The following is a 23,971-nucleotide window of genomic DNA, read 5'->3' as shown; positions in this document are numbered from 1 at the left end:
TCTCGTTCATGTGTTCGTTGACAGCTCTCCTCGCTCAGCACGGAGGCGCGCTCCGGACGAGCGAGCTGCGACGCGCGGGGTTCACGGCGCGCGACATCGCGCGAGCAGTTGACGGGGGTCAGCTGCTCCGGGTTCGTCGCGGAGTGCTCACCCGTCCTGACATCGCTGATCCCGCTCGCATCGCCCTCGCCGCCGGCGGTGTGCTCACGTGCACCGGCGCTCTCCGAGCGCACGGGGTCTGGGCGATCCATGCTTCCGCCGTGCATCTCCGACGAGGCCCTCACGCGCGGATCCCCCTGTACGCCCCGGCGTCCGACGACGTCGTCGTGCACTGGCGCCCCGGAACGTCCGACGACCGCGTCGTCTCCGGGCTGGTGGATGCTCTCGCCGACTACTCGAGGTGCGCAGTGCCCCTGCACGCGCTCGCCTCAGTGGATTCTGCTCTTCGGCTGCGTCCCGACCTCCGGAGCGAGCTGCTGACTGCCGGCCTCCTCAGCGACGGGGTGGACGGCCGGTGCGAGTCGGGGACGGAGTTCATGGCCTGGTATCGGTTGCTTCGCGCCCTCGGCGCTCGACGTCAGGTGCGCATCCCCGCCGTAGGACGCGTCGATTTCATGCTGGGTGACCGTCTGATCATCGAGATCGATGGGCGTGAGTTTCACGACACCGCGTCGACCTTCGAGAGCGACCGGCGGCGCGACGCGATGCTGAGCGCGCTCGGCTATCGGGTTCTGAGATTCAGCTATGCCCAGGTGCTCGGACGATGGGCGGAGGTCGAAGCCGCCATTCGCGCGGCGCTCGCGCGGGGCGATCACTGGTGACGGGGTACTCGAGCATGCAACCGGGCCGGACGCGCGGTGACGAACGTCGGAGAACCATCCGCGCGCGAAGCCAGTGAACGGGACTTTCGACGGAGAGCGCACGCATCTCCGGCGTTCGGAACATCAGGGCACCGCCACCAGCCCGGGCGCCCCCGCGCTACAGCGCCGCGCGCGCCTCGAGCGCCAGATCCGGGTGGTCGGCGAAGACCCCGTCGAGCCCGGTGCCCATGAGCAGCCGGAACCATGCGAGCCAGTCGCCGTGCGCCGCGGGCGCCGTGCCGATGCGCAGCGCGCCGGGCAGGAAGCGGTTCTCAGGCCGCAGCGTCCAGGTGTACACGGCGAGCCCGGCGGCGTGCGCCCGCGCGACGAGGTCGGAGGCGACGGGCATCTCGCCCCTCCGCGGGGGCTTCGCGATGAGCGCCGTGTCGACGCTGATGCCGTCGACCGAGCCCGCGAGCCGCGCGAGCCCCTCGTCGGTGAGGTGCCCGGCGTAGTCGAGCGCCGCGGCGCCGTGCCGCGCGACGAGATCGGCGGGCGCCCCCGCCTTCTCGAGCAGGTAGACGTACTGCGCTGGCACCCCCCGCCCGGCGAGCTCGCGCAGCACGGTCTGCTCGAAGGCCTCGATCGTGAGGCGGTCGCGGGATGCCCAGCCGGCGATCTCCGCCGCGAACAGCTCGTCGAGCGGCAGCCCGATGCTCGCGAAGTACGTGGCGTGCTTGATCTCGGCGACCATCCGCACGGGGGTCGGAGCGGCGTCGAGGATGCCGACGAGGTCGCGCAGGCGCAGCACCGGGTAGCGCCCATCGAAGCGGCTCGAGGCCTGCCGCACCTGGGGCAGGCGCTCGCGCGCCCGCAGCGTCGACAGCTCGGCCCAGGTGAAGTCCTCGGTGAACCAGCCGGTCAGCCGCTGCCCGTCGATCGTCTTCGTCGTGCGGCGGGCGGCGAACTCGGCCCGGTCGGCGACGTCGGTGGTGCCGCTGATCTCGTTCTCATGCCGTAGCACGAGCACGCCGTCGCGCGTGGCGACGATGTCGGGCTCGATCGCCTCCGCGCCGAGGGTCACGGCCAGCTCGTAGGCGGCGCGGGTGTGTTCGGGCCGGTGCCCGCTCGCGCCGCGGTGGGCGACGACGAGCGGTCGGCCCGGGCCGGAGGGCGTGGGCTCGATCACGGCGACGAGCCTACGGGGTAGCCTCGCGGCCATGAGCGCCGAGACGCCCGAGCGCCCCGTGTGGGCCGACGCGCCCCTGCGCCCGCGGCGCTCCGGGCGGGATGCCCCGGCCGGGCATCCCCTCACCGAGGCCGCGCCGCCCGCCCCCGCCGCCGCGCCCGCCCCGTCGCCCGCCGGCCCCGACCATGCGGCGCCCGGCGGCGACCCCGAGTCGGATCGCGCCGCCGAGCTCCCCCACCGCGCCCGCGGCCCCGTCAACGCCCTCGCCGTCGTCTCGCTCGTGCTCGGCATCCTTCTGAGCCCGCTCGCCGCGCTCTTCGGGCACCTCGCGATCGGGCAGATCAGCCGATCCCGCCGCCCCGGCGGGCGGGACGAGCGCGGCATGCGCCTCGCCGGCATCGCCGTGGCGCTCGGCTGGCTCTCCCTCGCCGCCCTCATCGTGGGGGCGGCCGCCGTCGCCGTCGCACTGCAGGGCGGGTTGTGACGGCGGCGCCGCCCCGGCTCGGCCGTCGCGGGCGACCGCGGCAGCGGCATCCCGACCCCGCCTCGCTGCTGCCGCTGCGCTGGGGCCGCTACCGGGATCGCATCGCGATCGGTCTCGTGCTCATCGCCGGCGGCCTCATGCAGCTGCAGGGCGCGATCACCTACGACCTGATCCCGCTCATCTGGGGCTCGGCGGCGCACATGGCCGGCTGGCTGATCATGCCCGCGCGCGGCTGGCGACGGCTCGTGCCCCTGCTGCCGTCGACGCTCGTCGTCTGGCTGCTGCTCGCCGGGCCCGCCGCCGTCATCACCCTCATCGTGCCGTTCCTGTGCTGGCTGCTCGTGCGGCACCGCCCGTGGCGCAGCCTCATCGCGGCGGGGCCGGTCGTGCTCAACGGCGTGCTGTTCGCGACGCTGACCCGCGACTACGCGTGGATGCCCCTGGCCCTCGCCGTCTCGGCGCTCGTGCTCGTCGGCTCGGCGTGGTGGGCCGCCGCGCTCTCGCGTTCAGCGAGCGCATAGCCCCCGCACTGCCGGGCGCGGGAGCTTTTCTCTACACTGAATGCACAGTGCCGACCGGGAGACGCCTCCTGCAGGCCGACACGATGGAAGAGGAAACCATGGCACGCAGCAGCTCCAACCCCGCCTTCTCACGCAACCCCGCCTTCTCGACCGGCGCCACCAAGGGCCTGCAGGTCGCGAACGCTCCCACCGCCGAGCAGCTCGACGAGATGTACGGCCGCCCCTCGGCCACCGCCGCCGACACCGAGCGGATGACTTACGAGAACACGATCACCAAGATCGTCATCGCGTTCGTCGTCCTCCTCGCCGGCGCCGCGCTCGGCTGGGTCGTCCCCGTCCTCGCGATCCCCGCCGCCATCGCCGGCTTCGTGCTCGCACTCGTGCTCATCTTCAAGAAGAAGCCGAGCGCGCCGCTGACGCTCGCGTACTCGGCCATGCAGGGGCTCTTCGTCGGTGGCATCTCGGCGATCTTCGAGGCCATGCCCAACATGGAGGGCGTCGTCAGCCAGGCCGTGATCGCCACGCTCGTGATCGTCGGCGTCGTGCTCGCCCTGTTCCGCAGCGGCAAGATCCGCGCCTCCAAGCGCGCGACCAAGATCTTCCTCATCGCGATGGTCGGCTACGCGGTCTTCTCCCTGATCAACATCGGCCTCATCGTCTTCGGTGCCAACACCGACCCCTGGGGCCTTCGCGGTGGCGAGATCTTCGGCATCCCCGTTGCTCTGCTGATCGGGGTGTTCGTGGTGCTCATGGCCTCGTACTCCCTGGTGCTCGACTTCGACTCCGTCCAGCAGGGCGTTCGCCAGGGCGCCCCGGCAGCCTTCGGATGGGCCGCCGCCTTCGGCATCATGATGACCGTCGTCTGGCTCTACCTCGAGCTGCTGCGCATGCTCGCGATCCTGCGCGGCGGCGAGTAACCAGTACCGCGCATCCATTCAGGGATGCGAAAGGGCCGCCCCTCGGGGCGGCCCTTTCTTCGTTCCAGGAGTCGGAACCCGTTCCTCAGCGGCTCACCCGAGCCGGGAAACTATTCCCATTCAATGGTCCCCGGCGGCTTCGACGTGACGTCGAGCACGACCCGGTTGACGTCCGAGACCTCGTTGGTGATGCGGTTCGAGATGCGGGCGAGCACGTCGTAGGGCAGGCGCGTCCAGTCCGCCGTCATGGCGTCCTCGCTCGAGACGGGGCGCAGCACGATCGGGTGGCCGTAGGTGCGGCCGTCGCCCTGCACGCCCACCGAGCGCACGTCGGCGAGCAGCACGACCGGGCACTGCCAGATCTCGCCGTCGAGGCCGGCCGCGGTGAGCTCCTCGCGGGCGATCGCGTCGGCGTGGCGCAGGATTTCGAGACGGTGCTCGGTGACCTCGCCGATGATGCGGATGCCGAGGCCCGGCCCGGGGAACGGCTGGCGGCCGACGATCGGCTCGGGCAGGCCGAGCTCGCGGCCGATGGCGCGCACCTCGTCCTTGAAGAGGGTGCGCAGCGGCTCGACGAGCTGGAACTGCAGATCGTCGGGCAGACCGCCGACGTTGTGGTGGCTCTTGATGTTGGCGGTGCCCGAGCCGCCGCCCGACTCGACCACGTCGGGGTACAGGGTGCCCTGCACGAGGAACTCGACCTTCTCGCCCTCGCCCTGGGCCTCGAGCACGAGCGCCTCGGCCGCGTTCTCGAAGGTGCGGATGAACTCCCGACCGATGATCTTGCGCTTCTGCTCGGGATCGGTGACGCCGGCGAGCGCGTCCATGAACTGCTGCCGGGCATCCACCGTCACCAGGCGGATGCCGGTCGCGGCGACGTAGTCCTCCTCGACCTGGCGGCGCTCGTCGGCGCGCAGCAGGCCGTGGTCGACGAAGACGCAGACGAGCTGGTCGCCGACCGCTTCGTGCACGATCGCCGCGGCGACCGCGCTGTCGACGCCGCCGGAGAGGCCGCAGATCACGCGGGCCGAGCCGACCTGTGCGCGGATGCGCTCCACCTGCTCGGCGATGACGTTGCCGCTGTTCCAATCACCCGGGATGCCCGCCGCGCGGTGCAGGAAGTTCTCGAGCACGCGCTGCCCGAACTCGGAGTGCTTCACCTCCGGATGCCACTGCACGCCGTAGAGCCGGCGCTCATCGCTCGCGAACGCGGCGACCGGGGTGTCGGCGGTGCTCGCGAGCACGGCGAAGCCCTCCGGCGCCTTCGACACCGAGTCGCCGTGGCTCATCCAGGTGGTCTGCGCCTCGGGCTGCCCGTCGAGCAGCGCGCCGCCGTCGCCGTGCACCGTCATCGGGGTGGCGCCGTACTCGCGGCGGCCGGTCTTGGCGACCTCGCCGCCGAGCTGCTTCGCCATCACCTGGAACCCGTAGCAGATGCCCATGACGGGCACGCCGAGCTGCAGGATGCCCGGATCGAGGTCGGGCGAGCCCGGCTCGTAGACGCTCGACGGCCCCCCGCTCAGCACGATGCCGGCGGGGTTGCGGGCCGCGACCTCCTCTGCCGAGATCGTGTGCGGCACGATCTCGCTGTAGACGTTGGCCTCGCGCACGCGGCGCGCGATGAGCTGCGCGTACTGGGCGCCGAAGTCGACGACGAGGACGGGGCGGTGGTCGGTCTCGCTCACGCGGGGGCCTCCTGGCTGGTCGGGCCGGGGCCGGAGGATGCCGGGCCGGCGGGCTGCTCGATGCGGTCGATGATCGCCTCGACCTCGCGCGGCACCTGGCGCTCGAAGACGAAGGAGAGGAAGGGGATGATGCCGCCCATGGCGATCCAGAGGAACTTGAGGAAGGGCTGCGGGTGCATGCCCCGGTACGCCACGCGCCAGAGCACGAAGTCGCAGCCGAGGTAGAGCACGTAGAGCCAGCCGTGCACGGCCAGCAGGAAGATCGACACGTTGATGCCCGTGAGGGTGTCGACGGGGCTGAGCGCGAGGAACCCGCTCGGGCCGTTGAGCTCGATGTCGCGGTCGAAGCCGTACCGCGTGATCATCATCACGACGAGGCCGATGAGGAAGGTGCCGGTGAGCACCGACGACACCTTGTAGACCGCGAGCGTGCGCCGGATGAGGGGGATGTCAGAAGCCTTCGGGCCGATCGCCATGCAGTCAGTTTAGGGCCGGGCGTCGAGCGCTTCCTCCGCGGCCGGCTGCCGCTGGAGCTCCTGCTCCTTCTCCCACTCGTCCTTCACGAGGCGCCACCAGAGGTAGACGGCGAAGCCGCCGAAGATGACCCACTCGAGCGCGTAGAAGAGGTTCAGCAGGTTGAGCTCGGCGTCGAGCTCGGGCGGCGGGGCGGCGATGGCCTCGACCCCGGCGGGGGCATCCGTCAGCGTCAGGTAGCCGGCGTAGACGAGGTCGGCCTGCTGCCACAGGTTGATGAGGTCGGCGACCGCGATGACGGTGCGCTCCCCCGCCTCGAAGTCGCTCTGCTGCGGCGACTCGCTCGGAACGTAGCGGCCGGTGAGCTGCGCCTCGCCGGTCGGGAGCTCGGGCATCCCCTCGCCGGGCTCGACGTAGCCGACCGCGACGGCGAGGCTCGCGCCCTCATCGGTGGCGAAGTGGCGCACGATCCAGTCGCCGGGCTCGCCCGCGCTCTCGCGGCCGGTGACGACGACGTCGTCGCCCTCGACCCAGCTACCGCTCACCGTGACGATGCGGCCGCTCGCGTCAGAGGTCATGATCTGCTGCGGCTCGGCGATGCTGTCGAGCGGCACGGCCGACTCGGTGTCGCGCTCGACGACCGTCGCGGCGTCGACCGACCGCTCGAACTGCCACTGGCCGAGGGCCGCGAAGGCCGCGGCGACGCCGAGGGCCAGCACGAGCAGGGCGATCCACTTGGGGCGGCGGGCGATGCTCCACACGGCGGCGGGGACCCTCTCTGAGCGGATGACGACGACCCGATAAGGGTAGCCGGGGCGTGCTGAGGAGCGCCCGCGAGCGGCGGACCGATCCGGGGTCGTGCCGAGCGGGCCGGCGGCTACCGCGAGCGGTACGGCGCGACGACGACCTCGACGCGCTGGAACTCCTTGAGGTCGGAGTACCCGGTCGTCGCCATCGAGCGGCGCAGGGCGCCCATGAGGTTCACCTGGCCGTCGGCGAGGTGGCTGGGGCCGAAGAGCAGCTGCTCGAGCGGGGCCAGCTGGCCGACGCGCACGCGCTCGCCGCGCGGCAGCTCGCCGTGGTGCGCCTCGGCGCCCCAGTGCCAGCCCTTGCCGGGAGCATCCGTCGACTGCGCGAGCGCCGAGCCGAGCATGACCGCGTCGGCGCCCATCGCGACCGCCTTCACGATGTCGCCGCTCGTGCCGAGGCCGCCGTCGGCGATGACGTGCACGTAGCGGCCGCCCGACTCGTCCATGTAGTCGCGGCGGGCGGCGGCGACGTCGCTCACCGCGGTCGCCATCGGCGCGTGGATGCCCAGGCTGAGGCGCGTCGTGCTCGCAGCACCCCCGCCGAAGCCGACGAGCACCCCGGCCGCGCCCGTGCGCATGAGGTGCAGCGCCGCGGTGTACGTCGCGGCGCCGCCGACGATGACGGGCACGTCGAGCTCGTAGATGAACTTCTTGAGGTTGAGGGGCTCGGTCGACTTCGACACGTGCTCAGCGCTCACCGTGGTGCCGCGGATGACGAACAGGTCGACGCCGGCGTCGATGACCGCCTGGTGGTGCTCCTGCGTGCGCTGCGGGCTGAGTGCGCCGGCGACGGGCACGCCCGCGGCGCGGATCTCGGCGAGGCGCGCGCTGATGAGCTCGGGCTTGATGGGCTCGGCGTAGAGCCGCTGCATCTCGGCCGTGGCGTGGGAGGGGTCGAGCTCGTGGATGCGGGCGAGCTGGTGCTCGGCATCCTCGTAGCGGGTCCAGAGGCCTTCGAGGTCGAGCACGCCGAGGCCGCCGAGGCGCCCGATCGCGATCGCGGTGGCGGGGCTCACGACGGAGTCCATGGGCGCGGCGAGCACCGGGATCTCGAAGGTCAGCGCGTCGATCGTCCACGAGATCGAGACGTCCTGGGGGTCGCGCGTGCGCCTGCTCGGCACCACCGCGATGTCGTCGAAGGAGTACGCCCTCCGTGCCCGCTTGCCTCGGCCGATCTCGATCTCCGTCACCCGGCAAGCCTAGCGGGCGGTGCCGAGGCCTCCCGGCGCGCAGCTAGCGGCGGTAGTTCGGCGCCTCGACGACCATCTGGATGTCGTGGGGGTGCGACTCCTTGAGACCGGCGGCCGTGATGCGCACGAACTTGCCGCGCATCTTGAGCTCGTCGATCGTGCGCGCGCCGGTGTAGAACATCGACTGCCGCAGGCCGCCGAGCAGCTGGTAGACGACCGAGCCGACGGGGCCGCGGTAGGGCACCTGGCCCTCGATGCCCTCGGCGATGAGCTGCTCATCGCTCGGCACGTCGGCCTGGAAGTAGCGGTCGCGCGAGTAGGAGGTCTTCTTGCCGCGGGTCTGCAGCGCGCCGAGCGAGCCCATGCCGCGGTACGACTTGAACTGCTTGCCGTTGACGAAGATGAGGTCGCCCGGGCTCTCGTCGGTGCCCGCGAGCAGCGAGCCGAGCATCACCGTGTCGGCGCCGGCCACGATCGCCTTCGCGATGTCGCCCGAGTACTGCAGGCCGCCGTCGGCGATGACGGGCACGCCGGCCGGCCGGGCCGCCAGCGAGGCCTCGTACACGGCCGTGACCTGAGGCACCCCCACGCCCGCCACGACGCGGGTCGTGCAGATGGAGCCGGGGCCGACGCCGACCTTCACGGCGTCCGCGCCGGCATCCACCAGGGCCTGCGCCCCCGTGCGGGTGGCGACGTTGCCGCCGATCACGTCGATGTGGGCGAAGGAGGGGTCGGACTTGAGGCGGCGGATGATCTCGAGTACCCCGCTGCTGTCGCCGTTCGCGGTATCGACGACGAGGATGTCGACGCCGGCGTCGCGCAGCGCCTCGGCGCGCTCCCACGCGTCGCCGAAGAAGCCGATCGCCGCGGCGACCCGCAGGCGGCCCTCGGAATCCTTCGTGGCGTTCGGGTACTGCTCGCTCTTGTCGAAGTCCTTGACGGTGATGAGACCGGTGAGGCGGCCGTCGTCGTCGACGAGCGGCAGCTTCTCGATCTTGTGCTGGGCGAAGAGCGCGAGCACCTCGTCCTGCCCGATGCCGGGGCGGCCGGTGACGAGCGGGGCGGCGGTCATGACGTCGCGCACGAGGGTGGTCGCGGCCTCGAAGCGCGAGACGAAGCGCATGTCGCGGTTGGTGACGATGCCGACGAGGGTGCCGTCGCCCTCCACAACGGGCACGCCGGAGATGCGGAAGCGGCCGCAGAGCTCGTCGACCTCGGCGACGGTCGCGTCGGGGGTCGTCGTGACGGGGTTCGTGATCATGCCCGACTCGGAGCGCTTGACCTTGTCGACCTGCGCGGCCTGATCCTCGATGGAGAGGTTGCGGTGCAGCACGCCGATGCCGCCCTGGCGGGCCATGGCGATCGCCATGCGCGCCTCGGTGACGGTGTCCATGGCGGAGGAGAGGAGCGGGGCGAAGACCCGGATGCGGCGGGTGAGCTGCGAGCCCGTCTCCGCCTCGGAGGGGATCACGTCGGTGTGCGCCGGCAGCAGCATCACGTCGTCGTAGGTGAGTCCGATGAAGCCGAACGGGTCGGGCTGGTCCATGAGTCCCCTTGTAAGCGAAGAAGGTGCCGTGCGGGTGCGGCAGTGGGCCCGGATGCTGCGCTGGATGCCGGTGCTCCATCTTAACGATTTCGACGCCGACGTATTCCGAGGCCATAATGACGGGCCGGGTTCGGATACCGTCAGTGGAAACACGGATGCAACATCGGATCCGTATCGTCACCGTCGACGAATCGGGCCGTCCGGCCCGCGGGGCCGCGCGCCTCACCCGAAACGACCTGGAGGTTTCGTGGCACACGCTGCTGGCAGACCGCACCCGCGCCGTGCACCCCGCCTGATGGCCGGCATCTTCGTGGCAGCGCTCGCCGCGCTGACGTTCGCGGGGGCATCCCCCGCCATGGCCGACGAGGTCGGGCTCGACGAGTACGACTTCCGCGTGGTGGGCAACGTGCAGCTCGACGGCGAGCCCCTCGAGGACGTGCTGCTCGTCATCGAGGGCAACGGCTTCGACGTCGAGGTCGAGACGGACGCCGAGGGCCGCTGGGCCGTTGGCGTGCCCGAGAACGGTGACTACTCCGTCACCCTCGACGAGGAGACGCTGCCCGAGGGCATCGCCGTCATCGACGAGGAGGGCCTCGACGACACCCCCAACGTGCGCGACGTCACCATCGGGCCGAGCGGCAGCACCGTCGCCAACTTCTTCATCGGCGAGGGCGAGCGCAACACCGTCAGCCTCGCCGACCAGGTGCTCGAGCGGGTGTTCAACGGCTTGAACTTCGGCCTGCTCCTGGCGCTCGCCGCCATCGGCCTCTCGTTGATCTTCGGCACGACGGGCCTCAGCAACTTCGCCCACGCCGAGCTCATCACCTTCGGCGGGCTCATGACCCTGCTCTTCGGCTCGATCCTGGGCATGCCGATCTGGATCGCGATCCCCATCGCGCTCGTGCTCAGCGCGGGGCTCGGCTGGGTCAACGACGCGGCCCTCTGGCGGCCGCTCCGCGCCCGCGGCGTCGGCCTCATCCCGATGATGATCGTCTCGATCGGCCTCTCGCTCGCCGTGCGCTACGTCTACCAGTACTTCGTCGGCGGCGGCACCTCGCAGCTGCCCGGCGCGACCGACTCGACGCTGTCGATCGGCGTCTTCGGCCTCTCCTGGATCGACGTCGGCTCGATGGCGATCTCGATCATCGTGCTGCTCGCCGTGGCCTACTTCCTGCTCAAGACCCGCATCGGCAAGGCCACCCGCGCCGTCTCCGACAACCCCTCGCTCGCCGCCGCCTCGGGCATCGACGTCGACCGCGTCATCCGCATCGTGTGGGTGATGGCGGGCGGGCTCGCCGGGCTCTCGGGCATCCTGTGGGCCTACTTCCGACCCGGTGTCAGCTGGGACATGGGCTTCCAGATCCTGCTGCTGACCTTCGCCGCCGTGACCCTCGGCGGTCTCGGCACGGCGTTCGGCGCCCTCGTCGGCTCGCTCATCGTCGGCTTCTTCGTCGAGATGTCGACGCTGATCATCCCGGCCGACATGAAGTACGTCGGAGCGCTCGTCATTCTCATCCTCGTTCTGCTCCTGCGCCCGCAGGGCATCCTCGGTCGCAAAGAACGAATCGGCTAGGAGACCCCCATGATCGACTGGTTGCAAATCATCTCCAACGCCGCGCAGGAGATCATCAGCCCCACGACGGCGGCGTACGCGCTCGCCGCCCTGGGCCTGGCGATCCACTTCGGCTTCACCGGCCTACTGAACTTCGGTCAGGCGGGCTTCATGATGCTCGGGGCCTACGGCTTCGCCATCGCGACCCTGAGCTTCGACGCGCCCATCTGGGCCGCGATCCTCACCGGCGTCCTCGCCTCCGTCGTCTTCGGGCTCATCCTCGGCATCCCGACGCTGCGGCTGCGGGCCGACTACCTCGCCATCGTGACGATCGCCGCGGCCGAGATCGTGCGGCTGCTGTTCACGACGAACACCTTCGAGCCCATCACGGGCTCGGCGAACGGCCTGCAGGGCTACAAGAACGGCTTCGCCGCGACGAACCCCATCCCCGAGGGCACCTACGGCTTCGGCCCGTGGGTCTACAACGAGTACGACTGGTGGCTGCGCATCGTCGGCTGGTCGGTCGTCATCATCGCGGCGATCATCACCTGGCGCCTGATCAAGAGCCCGTGGGGCCGCGTCATCAAGGGCATCCGCGAGGACGAGGACGCCGTGCGCGCGCTCGGCAAGAACGTCTACTACTACAAGATGCAGTCGCTGGTGCTGGGCGGCGTCTTCGGCTCGCTCGCCGGCATGATCTTCATCCTGCCCCGCGCGGTCGTGCCCTCGAACTACCAGACCTCGCTGACCTTCTTCATCTACGCGATCCTGCTGCTCGGCGGCGCCGCGACCGTGCTCGGCCCGATCGTCGGCTCGATCATCTTCTGGGTGCTGCTGTCGTTCTTCTCGGGCTTCATCGCCCGCGCCGTCGAGGCGGACTGGCTGCCCTTCATGACGAACGTCCAGGCCGGTCAGCTTCGCTTCATCCTCGTGGGCATCGCGATCATGGCGATCGTGATCTACAGACCGCAAGGCATATTCGGGAACAAGAAGGAGCTGGCCTTTGTCAAGTAGCGCTGGCGCCCAGGGCGCCCCGATCAAGTCCACCGGCCTCCACATCGGCGAGCCGGCTCCCGGGGTCAAGAAGGTCGACCCGATCATCGTCGCCGACAACATCACGCGGCGCTTCGGCGGCCTCACCGCGGTCGACGTCGAGCACCTCGAGATCCCCCGCGGCGCCATCACCGCGCTCATCGGCCCGAACGGCGCCGGCAAGACGACGCTCTTCAACCTGCTGACCGGCTTCGACAAGCCCGACACGGGGGCCTGGACCTTCGACGACAAGTCGATCTCGGGCATCCCGGCCTTCAAGGTCGCCCGGCGCGGTCAGGTGCGCACCTTCCAGCTGACGAAGGCGCTCGGCCTGCTGACCGTGCTCGACAACATGAAGCTCGGCGCGAAGGGCCAGAGCGGCGAGAGCCTGCTCCGCGCCCTCTTCCCGTGGATCTGGCGCAAGCAGGAGCAGGAGATCGAGGCGCGGGCGATGGACCTGCTCGCGCGCTTCAAGCTCGACGCCAAGAAGGACGACTACGCGGCCAGCCTCTCCGGCGGGCAGCGCAAGCTGCTCGAGATGGCGCGCGCCCTCATGAGCGAGCCGAGCCTCGTGATGCTCGACGAGCCCATGGCCGGCGTGAACCCCGCGCTGACGCAGAGCCTGCTCGACCACATCCTGAACCTCAAGACGGAGGGCATGACCGTGCTCTTCGTCGAGCACGACATGCACATGGTGCGCCACATCGCCGACTGGGTGATCGTGATGGCCGAGGGCAAGGTGGTCGCCGAGGGCGACCCGCACGAGGTCATGGCGAACCCGGCCGTGATCGACGCCTACCTCGGCTCGCACCACGACACCGACCTGGGCGACCTCGACACCGGGGTCGTCGACGCGATCAAGGAGCTGGCCGATGACGACGCCGACGAATCCAAGCACTGAAGCGGCGACGCCGGTGGACACCCGAGCGATGGTCGTCCACGTCGACCGCGTCACCGCGGGCTACGTGCCCGGCGTCAACATCCTCAACGAGTGCTCGCTCACCGCGCGCGCCGGTGAGCTCATCGGCATCATCGGCCCGAACGGCGCCGGCAAGTCGACGCTGCTGAAGGCGATCTTCGGCCTCGTGAAGGTGCGCGAGGGCACGATCTCGCTCTACGGCGACGAGATCACCAACCTCAAGGCGAACAAGCTCGTCGCCAAGGGCGTCGGCTTCGTGCCCCAGACGAACAATGTCTTCCCGACCCTCACCATCCAGGAGAACCTGGAGATGGGCATCTTCCTGAAGCCCAAGGAGTTCCAGGGGCGGCTCGAGTTCGTCACGGCGATCTTCCCCGAGCTCGGCAAGCGGCTCCCGCAGCGCGCCGGCTCCCTCTCGGGCGGCGAGCGCCAGATGGTCGCCATGAGCCGCGCGCTCATGATGAGCCCCGAGGTCATCCTGCTCGACGAGCCGAGCGCCGGCCTCTCCCCCGTCCGCCAGGACGAGGCGTTCATCCGCGTCAAGGAGATCAACAAGGCGGGCGTCACGACCATCATGGTCGAGCAGAACGCCCGTCGCTGCCTGCAGATCTGCGACCGCGGCTACGTGCTCGACCAGGGCCGCGACGCCTACGAGGGCAGCGGCCGCGAGCTGCTGAACGACCCCAAGGTCATCGGCCTCTACCTGGGCACGCTCGGCCAGGACTAGGCGCCGCACGACGCGACGAGGGCCCCGCTGGAGCGATCCGGCGGGGCCCTCGTCGTTGCGCCTGCGTCGGTGGGCGGCAGTCCCTCGCGGTCCGATCCGGGATGCTGCGCCGGCGCCCCGCGCACGAAGAAGGGCCCCGGCACGAAGCCGGGGCCCTTCGGCGAACGATCGCCTAGCTGCTGTGACTAGTTGATGCGCTCGTAGGTGTTGTCGGCGAGGTACTGGTAGATGCCGATGGTCGCCTCGGTCGGGTCGCCGTTCTCGTCGAACGTCACCGGGCCGGAGGGGCCGTCGTAGTCGACCGTGCCGCCGTCGAGGATGATCTGCGCGGCCGACGCGAAGTCGGTCGCGGTCTCACCGTCGCCGGAACCACCGGAGACCTCCTGCAGCTGGGCCGCGATGTCGGCGCCCTCGGTCGAGTTGGCGGCGAGCGCAGCCAGCGCGATGAGGATGACGGCGTCGTACGACTCGGCCGAGTAGCTGAAGTCATCGAGCTCGGGGTCGACCTCGAGCAGACGCTCCTGGAAGGAGTCGTCCAGTGCCGGGCCGGGAAGGGTGCCCTTGGCGCCCTCGACCAGTCCGGGCTCGAAGTCGGCGCTGTAGTCGGCGAGGTTGCCGTCGACGAAGTACAGGTTCTCGCCCGGGTAGCCGGCGCCGACGAGCGACGGCACGACGACCTTGGCCTGGTCGAAGGTGATGACCGCGATCGCGTCGGGGTCGGCCGCCGTGATCGACGAGATCTGCGCGTCGAAGCTGGTGTCGCCCTCGTTGAAGAGCTCCTCGGCGACGACCTCGCCGCCGGCCGCCTCGAACGTCTCGGTCAGCGCGGCCGCGAGGCCGGTGCCGTAGGCGTCGTTGAGGACGAGCAGACCCAGGGTCGAGTTGCCGTCGGCCGCGATCTCGTTGCCGAGCACCTCGCCCTGCAGCAGGTCGCTCGGGGCGGTGCGGAAGTAGAGACCGTCGTCCTCGTAGGTGGTGAAGTCGGGCGAGGTGTTGGCGGGCGAGAAGTGCACGACGCCGGCGCCGGTGATCTGGTCGATGACCGTGAAGGAGACGCCCGACGAGGCCGCGCCGATGATGGCCGAGACGTCCTGCGAGAGGAGGTCGGTCACCGAGACGGTGGCGGTGTCGGTGGTGGTGTCGCCGGAGTCGCGGTAGATCGGGTTGATCTCGATGCCGAGACCGGCGTCGTTGATCTCCTGCACGGCGAGAGCGACACCGGCCTCCTCGGGCGGGCCGAGGAACGCGAGCGCACCCGACTGCGGGAGGATCGTGCCGATGTTGAGCGTGAGGTCCTCGCGGGGGCCCGTCGGCTCGTCCGTGGTCTCCTCGGCGGCGGGGGTCGCCGCGCAGCCGCTGAGGATGAGGGCGCTGGCGCCGAGAAGAGCGAAGCCGCTCAGTGCTGCCTTGGCGCCGCGCGAGCGGCCGGCCTTAGCCGTGGTGAAAACGCCCATGGTGCTCCTTGCGTAAGGGAATGTGTTCAGGAAGCGACGACATGGCGCCGTCGCCGTCCTGTCACCGTACGGGGGGCGGGGCACGCGCACAATACGCTGGCATTACATCCCTGTAACACCGGGAAACGAGCGAACCCCCCGTTCGCGGGTACGGATTCTGTCGCTCTGCGGCCCCGGCGCGACGGATTCCGCATCACCGGCGCCGATCGATCAGCTCGCGGCGAGCCCCACCACGAGACCGTCGGATCCGGGCGCCTCGGCGGCCGTCAGCCCTCCCGTGCGGCCTTCGAGGAGGATGACGGGCTCGGTCTCGAGCACCGCGAGGCAGGCGCCGTACGAGGCGCAGGGGATGCCTCCGGCCAGTGCCGAAGGGATGGCGAAGGCAATCGAGACCCCGGCGTCGTCGTCGGCGAGCACGGCCGCGAGGGCGGCGAGCACGACGGCGTCGTACGCCTCGGGTGCGGAGGCGGTCGACTGCACCGCCGGATCCGACTGCCGCAGCCGCTGCGCGAGGGACTCGTCGGCCTCCTCGCCCGCCGTGGCGGCGGCGCCGTCGAAGGCGGGCACGATCACGGCGACGCCCGCCGCCGTCGCGAGCGGGAGCATCCGCTCGACGAGCGCGGCATCGGCGGGACCGATGACGACGTCGACGCCGCGCGCGACGAGGTCGGCGAACGCGGCGTCGAGCTGGTCGCCCTCGGCGGTGCCGGCCGAGCGGTGCAGCACCTCGACGGGGGCGCCGAGCACGCCCGAGGCGGCGTTGAGGTCGCGCACGGCGGCCTCGACGGCGGCGATCCGCGCGGGCGCGGTACCGGCCAGATCGCCGGGGCTCGGCAGCAGGGTGGCGACGCGCAGCACGCCGTCGCCGGCGGGCTCGGGTGCGACGGCGGTCGGGGTCGGGCTCGGCTCCGCGACGGTCTCGAGCTCCGGCGCGGCCGGCGTGCACGCGGCCAGCGAGACGGCGAGCGCAAGGGCGACGGCCGAGGCGAGCACGGCGGTGAGGAGGCGCATGGGCCGGTCCTTCCAGCAGAGGAGCTTCGACGGCGGCCGCGGAGCGCGCGGCCGTCGCCAGCACGCTACTGCCGGGTTGCGGCACCGGGTGCGCGCCGCGCCTGAGGGGGCGAGGGATGCCCGGCAGCGGCATCCCGAACCGCCCTCGTCACACGGTCGTGACGGGCCCGGTCTCGGGCATCGGCGCGGGCTGCGGCCGCCGCGACCGGCGCCGGTGCCGGATCGCCTCGACTGTGAGCACCACCAGGGCCACCCACACCAGCGCGAAGCCGGCCCAGCGCTCGGGCGGCATGGGCTCGTTCATGACGAACACCCCGAAGGCGAACTGCAGCAGCGGCGCGAAGTACTGGATGAATCCCATCACCGAGAGCGGCAGGCGGCGTGCGGCGGCCGCGAAGAGCAGCAGCGGCACGGCGGTGACGACGCCCGCGAGTGCGAGCAGCACGGCGTGGCCGGCGCCCTCCTGCCCGAGGGTGATGCCGCCGCCGAGGCTCGCGACCCAGACGAGCTCGGCGATCGCGATGGGCACGAGCCAGGCCGTCTCGAGCGTGAGCCCGCCGACGGGGGTGACGGCGGTGCCCATGCGGTTCTTGACGTAGCCGTAGAAGCCGAACGAGAAGGCGAGCACGAGCGAGATCCACGGCAGCTCGCCGTAGCCGACCGCGAGCACGATGACGGCCACGATGCTGATGCCGACCGCGGCCCACTGGCCGGGGCGCAGGCGCTCGCGCAGCAGCACCACGCCGAGGGCGACGGTGACGATCGGGTTGATGAAGTAGCCGAGCGCGGCCTCGACGATGAAGCCGTTGAGCGAGGCGTAGAGGTACACGTGCCAGTTGACGGCGATGAGGATGCCCGCCAGCAGGCTGAGCTTGAGGATGCGCGGGTCGCGCACGAGCCGGCCGACGCCGCTCGAGCCGCGCATGACGGCGATGAGCAGCCCGCAGAAGACGAGCGAGAGCAGGATGCGCCAGGCGACGATCTCGATCGGCCCGCTCGGCGCGAGGAGCAGGAAGTAGACGGGCAGGAAGCCCCACAGCCCGTAGGCGCCGATCGCGAGCAGGAGGCCCGAGGAGGAGGGGCGGGGCTCGGTCACGAGTGCCAGCGTACGCCCGCGCGACCGCCGCCCCGGACGCGTCGGGCGACCGTCCGCCGGGGCCGCGACGGGAGCATCCCCGCCGCTGCGGCATGCGAACGGCCCCCGCCCTCCGAGGAGGAGCGGGGGCCGTTCGGCGAGGGTTGCGTCCTAGCGGACGATCACCGCGAGGATGTCGCGGGCCGAGAGCACCAGGTACTCCTGGCCGTCGTACTTGACCTCGGTTCCGCCGTACTTGGAGTAGATGACCTTGTCGCCGACGGCGACGTCGAGCGGCACGCGGTTGCCGTTGTCGTCGATGCGGCCGGGGCCCACGGCGACGACCTCGCCCTCCTGGGGCTTCTCCTTGGCGGTGTCGGGGATGACGAGCCCGGAGGCGGTGGTCTGCTCCGCCTCGACCTGCGTGATGACGATGCGATCTTCGAGCGGCTTGATGGAGACCGACACGGTTGACCTCTTCTTTCCTAAGACGATGAGGGAGTTGGCACACTCGAGGTGCGAGTGCCAGTTCCACTGTACCCAAGGGATTAGCACTCGTGCAATCCGAGTGCCAATAGCGCGGCGCCCCGGCGCGCACCCCGCCTGGCAGGATCGGGGGATGGACACGAGCGAGCTGCGCGAGCTGCTGACCCCCGAGGCGCTGGGGCTGCTCGAGCAGCTGCCGCCGAGCGAGGGCGCGCCCGACGCCGTGCGGCTCGTCAGCCGGTTGCGGAAGGAGGGGCATCCCCCCGCCCGCGTCGCCGCCGTGCTCACCCAGTACCGGCTGCGCCGCAAGGCCGTCGCGAAGTTCGGCCCCTTCGCCGAGCGGATGCTCTTCACCGCGCCCGGCCTCGAGCAGGCCTCCCGGCTCGCCGTGGCGGCGCAGCACGCGGGGCGCTACCGCGCCGCCGGGCTCGGGTCGGTGGCGGATCTCGGCTGCGGCATCGGCGGCGACAGCATGGCCTTCTCGGCCCTCGACCTGCGCGTGACCGCCGTCGAGCGCGACGAGCCGACCGCAGCCGTGGCCTCGTACAACCTCGCGCCCTGGGTGCGCACGACCGTCGAGCTCGGCGACGCGACGGCCTTCGACGTCGAGCGCGCCGAGGGGCTCTGGCTCGACCCCGCCCGACGGGAGGGCGCGCGCCGGCTCTCCGCCCCCGACGACTTCTCGCCGAGCCTCGACGCGGCGCTCGCCCTCGCGGCGCAGCGCCCCACCGGCATCAAGCTCGCCCCGGGCATGGACCGCGCCCTGCTGCCCGAGGGCCTCGAGGCGCAGTGGGTGAGCGACGGCGGCGAGGTCGTCGAGCTCGTGCTGTGGAGCGGCGCGCTCGCCCGCGACGGCATCGGCCGCGCGGCGCTCGTGCTCACGGCCGAGGGCTCGGCCGAGCTGACGGCCCCCGCGGACAGCGCCGATGCGGCCGCCGGCGCGCTCGGCGAGTACCTCTACGAGCCCGACGGCGCTGTCATCCGCGCCCGCCTGATCGGCGACCTCGCGCGCCGCCTCGACGGCCGGATGCTCGACGAGACCATCGCGTGGATCACCGCCGACCGGCTCGAGCCCACCCCCTTCGCCCGCGCGTTCCGCGTGCTGGAGCGATGGCCCCTCGACGCCAAGCGCATCGGCCGCGAGCTGAAGCAGCGCGGCATCGGCACCGTCGAGATCAAGAAGCGCGGGGTCGACATCGACCCGGCGGCGTTCCGCAAGCAGCTCAAGCCGACGGGTTCGGGCTCGGCGACGCTCGTGCTGACGCGCCTCGCGGGCGAGCGCGCGGCGCTGCTCGTCGAGCGCTGCGACTGAGGCCGCGCGCGGCCGGGCCGATCGCGCCGCCCGCGCTGCGCATCCCGGATTAGCGCGCCCGCGCGCACGACGGCCCGCCGGCGCGGGTGCGCGAGCGGGCCGTCGGGTGACGCGTGAGTGTCAGCTGAAGTCGTCGAAGGTGCTGTACGACGCCGTGCCGGCGACGCCGATGAGCGCGATGAAGCCGATGACGAGCAGCAGGCCCAGCGCGATGCCGACGTAGCCGAGGATGAGGCCGGCGAGGCCCATCCCGCGGCCCTTCTCGCCGGTGCGCTTGATCTGGCCGAGCGCCATGTGACCGGTGATGATCGCGCCGATCGAGCCGATGAAGGGGATGATCACGTAGGCCGCGATGCCGAGGCAGAGCGACACGATCGCGAGCACGTTCGTCTTCTCCTGCGGAGCGCCGTAGCCCTGGCCGCCGTAGGGCGCGGCGACGGGCTGGCCGTACGGCGCCGAGGACTGCTGCGCGTAGGGGTTCGCGGCCGGGGCGGACGGAGCGGCGGGCGGCGGCGTGGTTCCGCCGGGCGTCGCCGGCTGCTCGGGCGGCTGCGGTGCGGGAGGGACGTCGGTCATGGGGTGTGCTCCTGGGGCTGGGGTGGTCAGCGCGACGCGAGGACGCGTCGGCTCCACTGTGTCAGGGCGCGGCGCGGGGTGTCAACGCGAGCGCTCAGGCCTGCACGACGGTCACGGGCAGCGTCGAATCGGCGCCGACCCCGAGGTCGGAGGGGCCGTGCCCGGCCATGATCCGCTGGGCGGCGATCGCGGCGATCATCGCGCCGTTGTCCGTGCAGAGCGACAGCGGCGGGATGCGCAGCGCGACCCCCGCCGCCTCCGCGCGCTCCGCGGCGAGCGCCCTCACCCGGGCGTTGGCGACGACCCGCCGCCCAGCAGCAGCCGGGGCACCCGGAGGTCGCGGCAGGCCGCGATCGCCTTCGCCGTGAGCACATCGGCGACGGCCTCGCGGAAGCTCGCCGCGATGTCGGCCACGGGCACCTCCTCGCCGCGGTCGCGCAGCGCCTCGACGTGCCGGGCGACCGCGGTCTTGAGCCCCGAGAACGAGAAGTCGTAGCGGTGCCGCTCGAGATCCTTCGGCAGGCTCAGCCCGCGCGGGAACCGCACCGCGCGCGGGTCGCCCTCGGCCGCCGCGCGGTCAATCTGCGGACCGCCCGGGTAGGGCAGCCCGAGCAGGCGGGCGACCTTGTCGAAGGCCTCGCCGGCGGCGTCGTCGATGGTCTCTCCGAGCAGTTCGACGTCGTCGGTGAGGCTGCGCACGTGGAGGAGGCTCGTGTGCCCGCCCGAGACGAGGAGCGCGATCGTCGGGAGCTCGAGCGGAGCATCCCCCGCATCATCGCGCAGCAGATCGGCGCCGACGTGCCCCACCAGGTGATTGACCGCGTAGAAGGGCTTCTCGAGCGCGATCGCGAGCGCCTTGGCGGCGCCGACGCCGACCATGAGGGCGCCGCCGAGGCCCGGCCCGCTCGTGACGGCGACGGCGTCGAGCTCGTCGAGGGTCACGTCCGCCTCGGCGAGCGCCGCCCGGATCGTCGGCTCGAGCGCCTCGAGGTGGGCGCGCGCGGCGATCTCGGGCACAACGCCGCCGAAGCGCGCGTGCTCGTCCATCGAGCTCGCGATGACGTTGGCGAGCAGCTCGGTGCCGCGCACGATGCCGACGCCGGTCTCGTCGCAGCTCGTCTCGATGCCGAGGACCAAGGGTTCACGCATCCTTGAGCATCTTCCGCATGACGATCGCATCGACCCCGTCGGGCTGGTAGTACCGCGGCCGCACGGCGATGCGCGCGAAGCCGTGCCGCGCGTACAGCGCCTCGGCCCCCGGGTTGTCGGCGCGCACCTCGAGGAACACCTCGGCGGCGCCGCGCGACCGGGCCGCCCCGAGCAGCTGCTCGACGAGCACCGTGCCGATGCCGAGCCGGCGATGCGTGCCGTCGACGGCGATGGTCTGGATGTCGGCCTGCTCCGACCCCGCGGGCGCGCTCAGCCCCGCGTAGGCGACGACCTCGTCGCCCGACTCGACCACGAGGTAGGCGGTGTGCGGGCTCGCCAGCTCGGCGGCCATCAGGTCGCGGCTCCAGGCGTCGGTCGGGAAGGTCGCGGTCTCGAGGGCCATGATCGCGTCGAGATCGGCGAACTCGGCATCGCGCAGCCGGATGCCCGCCCCGCGCCCCGCCTCGGCCGCGGTCACCCGGTCACCCGCTTCGGGCTCGACAGGGTCACGTCGGGGGCGCGCAGGTACAGCGGCGCCGGTTCGGGCAGCGGGATGCCGGCGGCGAGCCGCGCCTGCGCCACCCGCGCGAGCTCGACGGCGGGGATCTCGGCGACCTCGTAGGCGGGTACGTCGTGCGCGGGCGCGAAGGCCGCGCGGGCGATGAGGTGCGGCGGCTCGAGCACGACGGGCACGGGCAGCTGCGCCGTGTAGACGGTGACGGCGACCTCGCGGCGGCGGGCGTCGGTGACGACGGCGAACCGGCCGGCCGCGACGCCGCCGACGACGCGGTCGAGGGCGACCGCGTCGTGGCTCGGCACCGCGTGCAGGGGCACGCCGCGGGCGAGCGCCACGGCGCGGGCGGCGGCGATCCCGACCCGCAGGCCGGTGAACGGGCCCGGGCCGATGCCGGCGACGACGCCCGTGAGCGGTGCGGAGCCGGCCTCGGCGAGCACCTCGGCGAGGAACGGCCCGATGACCTCGGCGTGCCGGCGCGTGTCAGGGGTGGAGCGGGAGGCGAGCATCCGGCCGTCGTCGTCGACGATCGCGACCGCGGTGCCCGCGGAGGTGTCAATCGCCAGCAGCATGCAGCCAGCCTAGGTCGGACCAGCGCTCGCCGACGCCCTCGATGATCACCTCGCGGGGCTCGACGGGGGCCTCGTCGGGGTCGGTACCGGCGTCGTCGGCGGCGCCCGCAGCCCCGGCGCCCGTCGGCCGCATGATCGTGATGCTCAGCCACTCGTCGACGAGGTGCTCGAGCAGCCCCGCGCCCCACTCGACGACGGCGATCGATCCGGCGAAGTCGATGTCGAGGTCGTCGAGCTCGGCCGCGTCGCCGAGCCGGTAGGCGTCGACGTGCACGAGCGGCGCTCCCCCGTCCTCGCGCGGATGCGTACGGGCGAGCACGAAGGTGGGGCTCGTGACGGTGCCGCGCACGCCGAGCGCCGCACCGAGCCCGCGGGTGAAGGTCGTCTTGCCCGCGCCGAGCTCGCCCGACAGCAGCACGGCGTCGCCCGCGCGCAGCTCGCCGGCGATGCGGGCGCCGAGGGCCTCCATCGCCTCCGGGTCGACGATGCGCAGACGGATGCTCACGCGCGCGTCCTCGTCACGCGGCGGCCGATGCGGGTGACGATCTCGTAGCCGATCGTGCCCGCGGCGTCGGCCCAGTGCTCGGCGCTCGGCTCGCCCTCCGCCGGATCCCCGAAGAGCACCGCGCGGTCGCCGACGGCCACGGGGTGATCCCCGACGTCGACGACGAGCTGGTCCATGGCGATGCGGGCGACCACCGGGAACGTGCGGCCGTTGATGAGCACGGGGGCGTGCTCGGCCGCACGGGGCACGCCGTCGGCGTAGCCGAGCGGCACGAGCGCGAGCGTCGACGCCTCCCCCGTGCGCAAGCGGTAGCCGTACGAGACGCCGCTGCCCGCGGGCACGCGCTTCACCGAAGCGACCGCGGCGCTCAGCTGCATGGCCGGCCGCAGCTCCAGGGAGCGGTGGTGCGGCGCGGGCGGCAGCCCGTAGAGCGCGATGCCGGCGCGCACCATGTCGTAGCGGGCCTCGGGCAGGTCGAGCGCCGCGCCCGAGGCGGCGAGATGGCGGATGCCCGGCTCGAGGCCGTGCGCCTGCAGGGCATCCAGGAACCGCTCGAAGGCGGCGAGCTGCGCGCGGTCGTCGTCGGCGCTCGTGCCGGAGACGTGGCTGAAGACGCCCTCCAGACGCACGGCGCCGGAGCCCACGAGCGCCGCCGTGCGCTCGAGCAGCGCCCCCCACTCGGCCTCGACCGCCCCGTTGCGGCTGAGCCCGGTGTCGGCCTTGAGGTGCACGGCCGGCCGGTGCCCGGCCGCGGCGACGCGCTCGAGCTGCGCGAGCGAACTCACGCCGATCGCCACGCCCGCCGCGAGCGCCGGCTCGAGGTCGCCGTGCGGGTCGAGCAGCCAGGCGAGCACGGGGGCGTCGATGCCCGCCGCCCGCAGCTCGAGCGCCTCGGCGACGTCGGCGACGCCGAGATGGTCGGCCCCCGCCTCGAGCGCCGCGCGCGCGGCGGTGACCGCGCCGTGCCCGTAGCCGTCGGCCTTGACGACCGCCATCAGGTGCGGGCTCGGCGCGAGACGGCGCAGCAGGGCGACGTTGTGCGCGATCGCCGCGATCGAGACGCGCGCCTCGCGGAAGGGGCGCGTGGTCATCGCTCGCCCGTCTCGGCGACGACGAAGGCCGTGGCGATGCCGGCGTCGTGCGACATCGACACGTGGATGCGCGTGATCCCGCGCGCGGCCGCGATCTCGGCGGCCCGCCCGGCGAGCATGAAGTCGGGGTCGCCCTCCGTGTCGGCGACGACGGCCATATCGTGCCAGCGCACGCCGTCCGTCTGCCCCAGCGCTTTGAGCAGCGCCTCCTTCGCAGCGAAGCGGCCGGCGAGCGAGCGCAGGGGCAGCGCGCGCTCCGGCTCCGCGAACAGGCGGTCCCGCAGGCCAGGGGTGCGGGTCATGGCGCGCTCGAACCGGGCGAGGTCGACGACGTCGACGCCGATGCCCGCGATCACGATGGCGCCCCGACCCGCACGCCGA

Annotated in this window: 25 protein-coding genes and 2 pseudogenes; 10 read left to right on the top strand and 17 right to left on the bottom strand. The window is 72.1% G+C overall.

The window, feature by feature from the left end:
• Nucleotides 1-8 precede the first annotated feature (8 nt).
• Nucleotides 9-134, top strand: a pseudogene (locus HGB54_RS12795) (type IV toxin-antitoxin system AbiEi family antitoxin domain-containing protein); the annotation flags it as partial.
• 192 nt (nucleotides 135-326) lie between these two features.
• Nucleotides 327-821 carry an endonuclease domain-containing protein gene (locus tag HGB54_RS12565; protein WP_228545891.1) on the top strand — a complete coding sequence of 165 codons (495 nt, stop codon included), beginning with the start codon at nucleotides 327-329 and terminating at the stop codon, nucleotides 819-821.
• Nucleotides 822-978: 157 nt separating this feature from the next.
• On the opposite strand, the gene HGB54_RS01985 is transcribed toward HGB54_RS12565, so the two are convergent.
• Complete coding sequence (locus HGB54_RS01985; protein WP_228545890.1) at nucleotides 979-1,989, bottom strand: glycerophosphodiester phosphodiesterase family protein; 1,011 nt, start codon at nucleotides 1,987-1,989, stop codon at nucleotides 979-981.
• A 31-nt stretch (nucleotides 1,990-2,020) separates the two neighbouring features.
• Between HGB54_RS01985 and HGB54_RS01980 the strand changes: the two genes are divergently transcribed.
• From HGB54_RS01980 to HGB54_RS01970, 3 genes are all read left to right on the top strand, one after another.
• A complete protein-coding gene (locus tag HGB54_RS01980) occupies nucleotides 2,021-2,473 on the top strand; it encodes a DUF4190 domain-containing protein (protein WP_168914964.1) in 453 nt (150 codons plus the stop codon).
• A complete protein-coding gene (locus tag HGB54_RS01975) occupies nucleotides 2,470-2,994 on the top strand; it encodes a hypothetical protein (RefSeq protein WP_168914963.1) in 525 nt (174 codons plus the stop codon). Before HGB54_RS01980 ends, HGB54_RS01975 begins: the two co-directional genes overlap by 4 nt.
• Before the next feature lie 98 nt (nucleotides 2,995-3,092).
• A complete protein-coding gene (locus tag HGB54_RS01970; RefSeq protein ID WP_168914962.1) occupies nucleotides 3,093-3,911 on the top strand; it encodes a Bax inhibitor-1/YccA family protein in 819 nt (272 codons plus the stop codon).
• 110 nt (nucleotides 3,912-4,021) lie between these two features.
• On the opposite strand, the gene guaA is transcribed toward HGB54_RS01970, so the two are convergent.
• The 5 genes from guaA to guaB all read right to left on the bottom strand — a co-directional run bounded on the left by guaA (nucleotide 4,022) and on the right by guaB (nucleotide 9,615).
• Nucleotides 4,022-5,596, bottom strand: a complete 1,575-nt coding sequence (guaA, locus tag HGB54_RS01965; RefSeq protein ID WP_168914961.1) for a glutamine-hydrolyzing GMP synthase — start codon at nucleotides 5,594-5,596, stop codon at nucleotides 4,022-4,024.
• Nucleotides 5,593-6,072 (bottom strand): DUF3817 domain-containing protein, encoded by a 480-nt coding sequence (locus tag HGB54_RS01960; RefSeq protein ID WP_168914960.1) that lies wholly within the window; start codon nucleotides 6,070-6,072, stop codon nucleotides 5,593-5,595. Before HGB54_RS01960 ends, guaA begins: the two co-directional genes overlap by 4 nt.
• Nucleotides 6,073-6,081: 9 nt before the next feature.
• Nucleotides 6,082-6,831, bottom strand: a complete 750-nt coding sequence (locus tag HGB54_RS01955; protein WP_168914959.1) for an SURF1 family protein — start codon at nucleotides 6,829-6,831, stop codon at nucleotides 6,082-6,084.
• 116 nt (nucleotides 6,832-6,947) lie between these two features.
• Complete coding sequence (locus HGB54_RS01950) at nucleotides 6,948-8,069, bottom strand: GuaB3 family IMP dehydrogenase-related protein (RefSeq protein ID WP_168914958.1); 1,122 nt, start codon at nucleotides 8,067-8,069, stop codon at nucleotides 6,948-6,950.
• Between the two features lie 43 nt (nucleotides 8,070-8,112).
• Nucleotides 8,113-9,615 (bottom strand): IMP dehydrogenase, encoded by a 1,503-nt coding sequence (gene guaB, locus HGB54_RS01945; protein WP_168914957.1) that lies wholly within the window; start codon nucleotides 9,613-9,615, stop codon nucleotides 8,113-8,115.
• Nucleotides 9,616-9,910: 295 nt separating this feature from the next.
• Between guaB and HGB54_RS01940 the strand changes: the two genes are divergently transcribed.
• From HGB54_RS01940 to HGB54_RS01925, 4 genes are read left to right on the top strand one after another with little or no spacing between them, the layout of a single operon-like run.
• Nucleotides 9,911-11,188 (top strand): branched-chain amino acid ABC transporter permease, encoded by a 1,278-nt coding sequence (locus HGB54_RS01940; protein WP_168914956.1) that lies wholly within the window; start codon nucleotides 9,911-9,913, stop codon nucleotides 11,186-11,188.
• Nucleotides 11,189-11,200: 12 nt separating this feature from the next.
• Nucleotides 11,201-12,181, top strand: a complete 981-nt coding sequence (locus tag HGB54_RS01935) for a branched-chain amino acid ABC transporter permease (RefSeq protein ID WP_168916752.1) — start codon at nucleotides 11,201-11,203, stop codon at nucleotides 12,179-12,181.
• Complete coding sequence (locus HGB54_RS01930; protein ID WP_168914955.1) at nucleotides 12,171-13,100, top strand: ABC transporter ATP-binding protein; 930 nt, start codon at nucleotides 12,171-12,173, stop codon at nucleotides 13,098-13,100. Before HGB54_RS01935 ends, HGB54_RS01930 begins: the two co-directional genes overlap by 11 nt.
• A gap of 28 nt (nucleotides 13,101-13,128) precedes the next feature.
• Nucleotides 13,129-13,845 carry an ABC transporter ATP-binding protein gene (locus tag HGB54_RS01925; RefSeq protein WP_168914954.1) on the top strand — a complete coding sequence of 239 codons (717 nt, stop codon included), beginning with the start codon at nucleotides 13,129-13,131 and terminating at the stop codon, nucleotides 13,843-13,845.
• 185 nt (nucleotides 13,846-14,030) lie between these two features.
• Here the strand turns inward: HGB54_RS01925 and HGB54_RS01920 are convergent, their stop codons facing one another.
• From HGB54_RS01920 to groES, 4 genes are all read right to left on the bottom strand, one after another.
• The gene (locus tag HGB54_RS01920) at nucleotides 14,031-15,299 is read right to left on the bottom strand and encodes an ABC transporter substrate-binding protein (RefSeq protein ID WP_168914953.1); all 1,269 of its coding nucleotides are present in this window, start codon (nucleotides 15,297-15,299) and stop codon (nucleotides 14,031-14,033) included.
• Between the two features lie 210 nt (nucleotides 15,300-15,509).
• Complete coding sequence (locus HGB54_RS01915; RefSeq protein ID WP_168914952.1) at nucleotides 15,510-16,310, bottom strand: ABC transporter substrate-binding protein; 801 nt, start codon at nucleotides 16,308-16,310, stop codon at nucleotides 15,510-15,512.
• A gap of 148 nt (nucleotides 16,311-16,458) precedes the next feature.
• Nucleotides 16,459-17,406: an EamA family transporter RarD gene (rarD, locus tag HGB54_RS01910; RefSeq protein ID WP_168914951.1), complete on the bottom strand. Its 948-nt coding sequence runs from the start codon at nucleotides 17,404-17,406 to the stop codon at nucleotides 16,459-16,461.
• 150 nt (nucleotides 17,407-17,556) lie between these two features.
• Nucleotides 17,557-17,853, bottom strand: coding sequence for a co-chaperone GroES (gene groES / locus HGB54_RS01905; protein WP_168914950.1), 297 nt, complete (start codon nucleotides 17,851-17,853; stop codon nucleotides 17,557-17,559).
• Between the two features lie 151 nt (nucleotides 17,854-18,004).
• Here groES and HGB54_RS01900 point away from each other — a divergent pair, with 151 nt between their 5' ends.
• On the top strand, nucleotides 18,005-19,183 hold the full coding sequence (locus HGB54_RS01900; RefSeq protein WP_168914949.1) for a class I SAM-dependent methyltransferase: 1,179 nt from the start codon (nucleotides 18,005-18,007) through the stop codon (nucleotides 19,181-19,183).
• A 120-nt stretch (nucleotides 19,184-19,303) separates the two neighbouring features.
• Here the strand turns inward: HGB54_RS01900 and HGB54_RS01895 are convergent, their stop codons facing one another.
• The 7 genes and pseudogenes from HGB54_RS01895 to HGB54_RS01865 all read right to left on the bottom strand — a co-directional run bounded on the left by HGB54_RS01895 (nucleotide 19,304) and on the right by HGB54_RS01865 (nucleotide 23,946).
• Complete coding sequence (locus HGB54_RS01895; protein WP_168914948.1) at nucleotides 19,304-19,759, bottom strand: DUF4190 domain-containing protein; 456 nt, start codon at nucleotides 19,757-19,759, stop codon at nucleotides 19,304-19,306.
• 94 nt (nucleotides 19,760-19,853) lie between these two features.
• Nucleotides 19,854-20,908 (bottom strand): annotated as a pseudogene (gene tsaD, locus HGB54_RS01890) (tRNA (adenosine(37)-N6)-threonylcarbamoyltransferase complex transferase subunit TsaD).
• Nucleotides 20,901-21,386 (bottom strand): ribosomal protein S18-alanine N-acetyltransferase, encoded by a 486-nt coding sequence (gene rimI, locus HGB54_RS01885; RefSeq protein WP_228545889.1) that lies wholly within the window; start codon nucleotides 21,384-21,386, stop codon nucleotides 20,901-20,903. Before rimI ends, tsaD begins: the two are co-directional and overlap by 8 nt.
• A complete protein-coding gene (gene tsaB / locus HGB54_RS01880; protein ID WP_168914947.1) occupies nucleotides 21,383-21,994 on the bottom strand; it encodes a tRNA (adenosine(37)-N6)-threonylcarbamoyltransferase complex dimerization subunit type 1 TsaB in 612 nt (203 codons plus the stop codon). Before tsaB ends, rimI begins: the two co-directional genes overlap by 4 nt.
• Entirely contained in the window at nucleotides 21,978-22,499 is a 522-nt protein-coding gene (tsaE, locus tag HGB54_RS01875) for a tRNA (adenosine(37)-N6)-threonylcarbamoyltransferase complex ATPase subunit type 1 TsaE (protein ID WP_323740676.1), read from the bottom strand. Before tsaE ends, tsaB begins: the two co-directional genes overlap by 17 nt.
• Entirely contained in the window at nucleotides 22,496-23,590 is a 1,095-nt protein-coding gene (gene alr / locus HGB54_RS01870; RefSeq protein ID WP_168914946.1) for an alanine racemase, read from the bottom strand. Before alr ends, tsaE begins: the two co-directional genes overlap by 4 nt.
• On the bottom strand, nucleotides 23,587-23,946 hold the full coding sequence (locus HGB54_RS01865) for a holo-ACP synthase (protein ID WP_168914945.1): 360 nt from the start codon (nucleotides 23,944-23,946) through the stop codon (nucleotides 23,587-23,589). Before HGB54_RS01865 ends, alr begins: the two co-directional genes overlap by 4 nt.
• Between the last annotated feature and the right edge of the window lie 25 nt (nucleotides 23,947-23,971).

The organism is Microcella flavibacter, from assembly GCF_012530535.1.
Classification (GTDB): Bacteria; Actinomycetota; Actinomycetes; order Actinomycetales; family Microbacteriaceae; genus Microcella; species Microcella flavibacter.
Note: the sequence above shows the minus strand (reverse complement) of the source record. Positions and strands in the feature narration are given on the sequence as shown.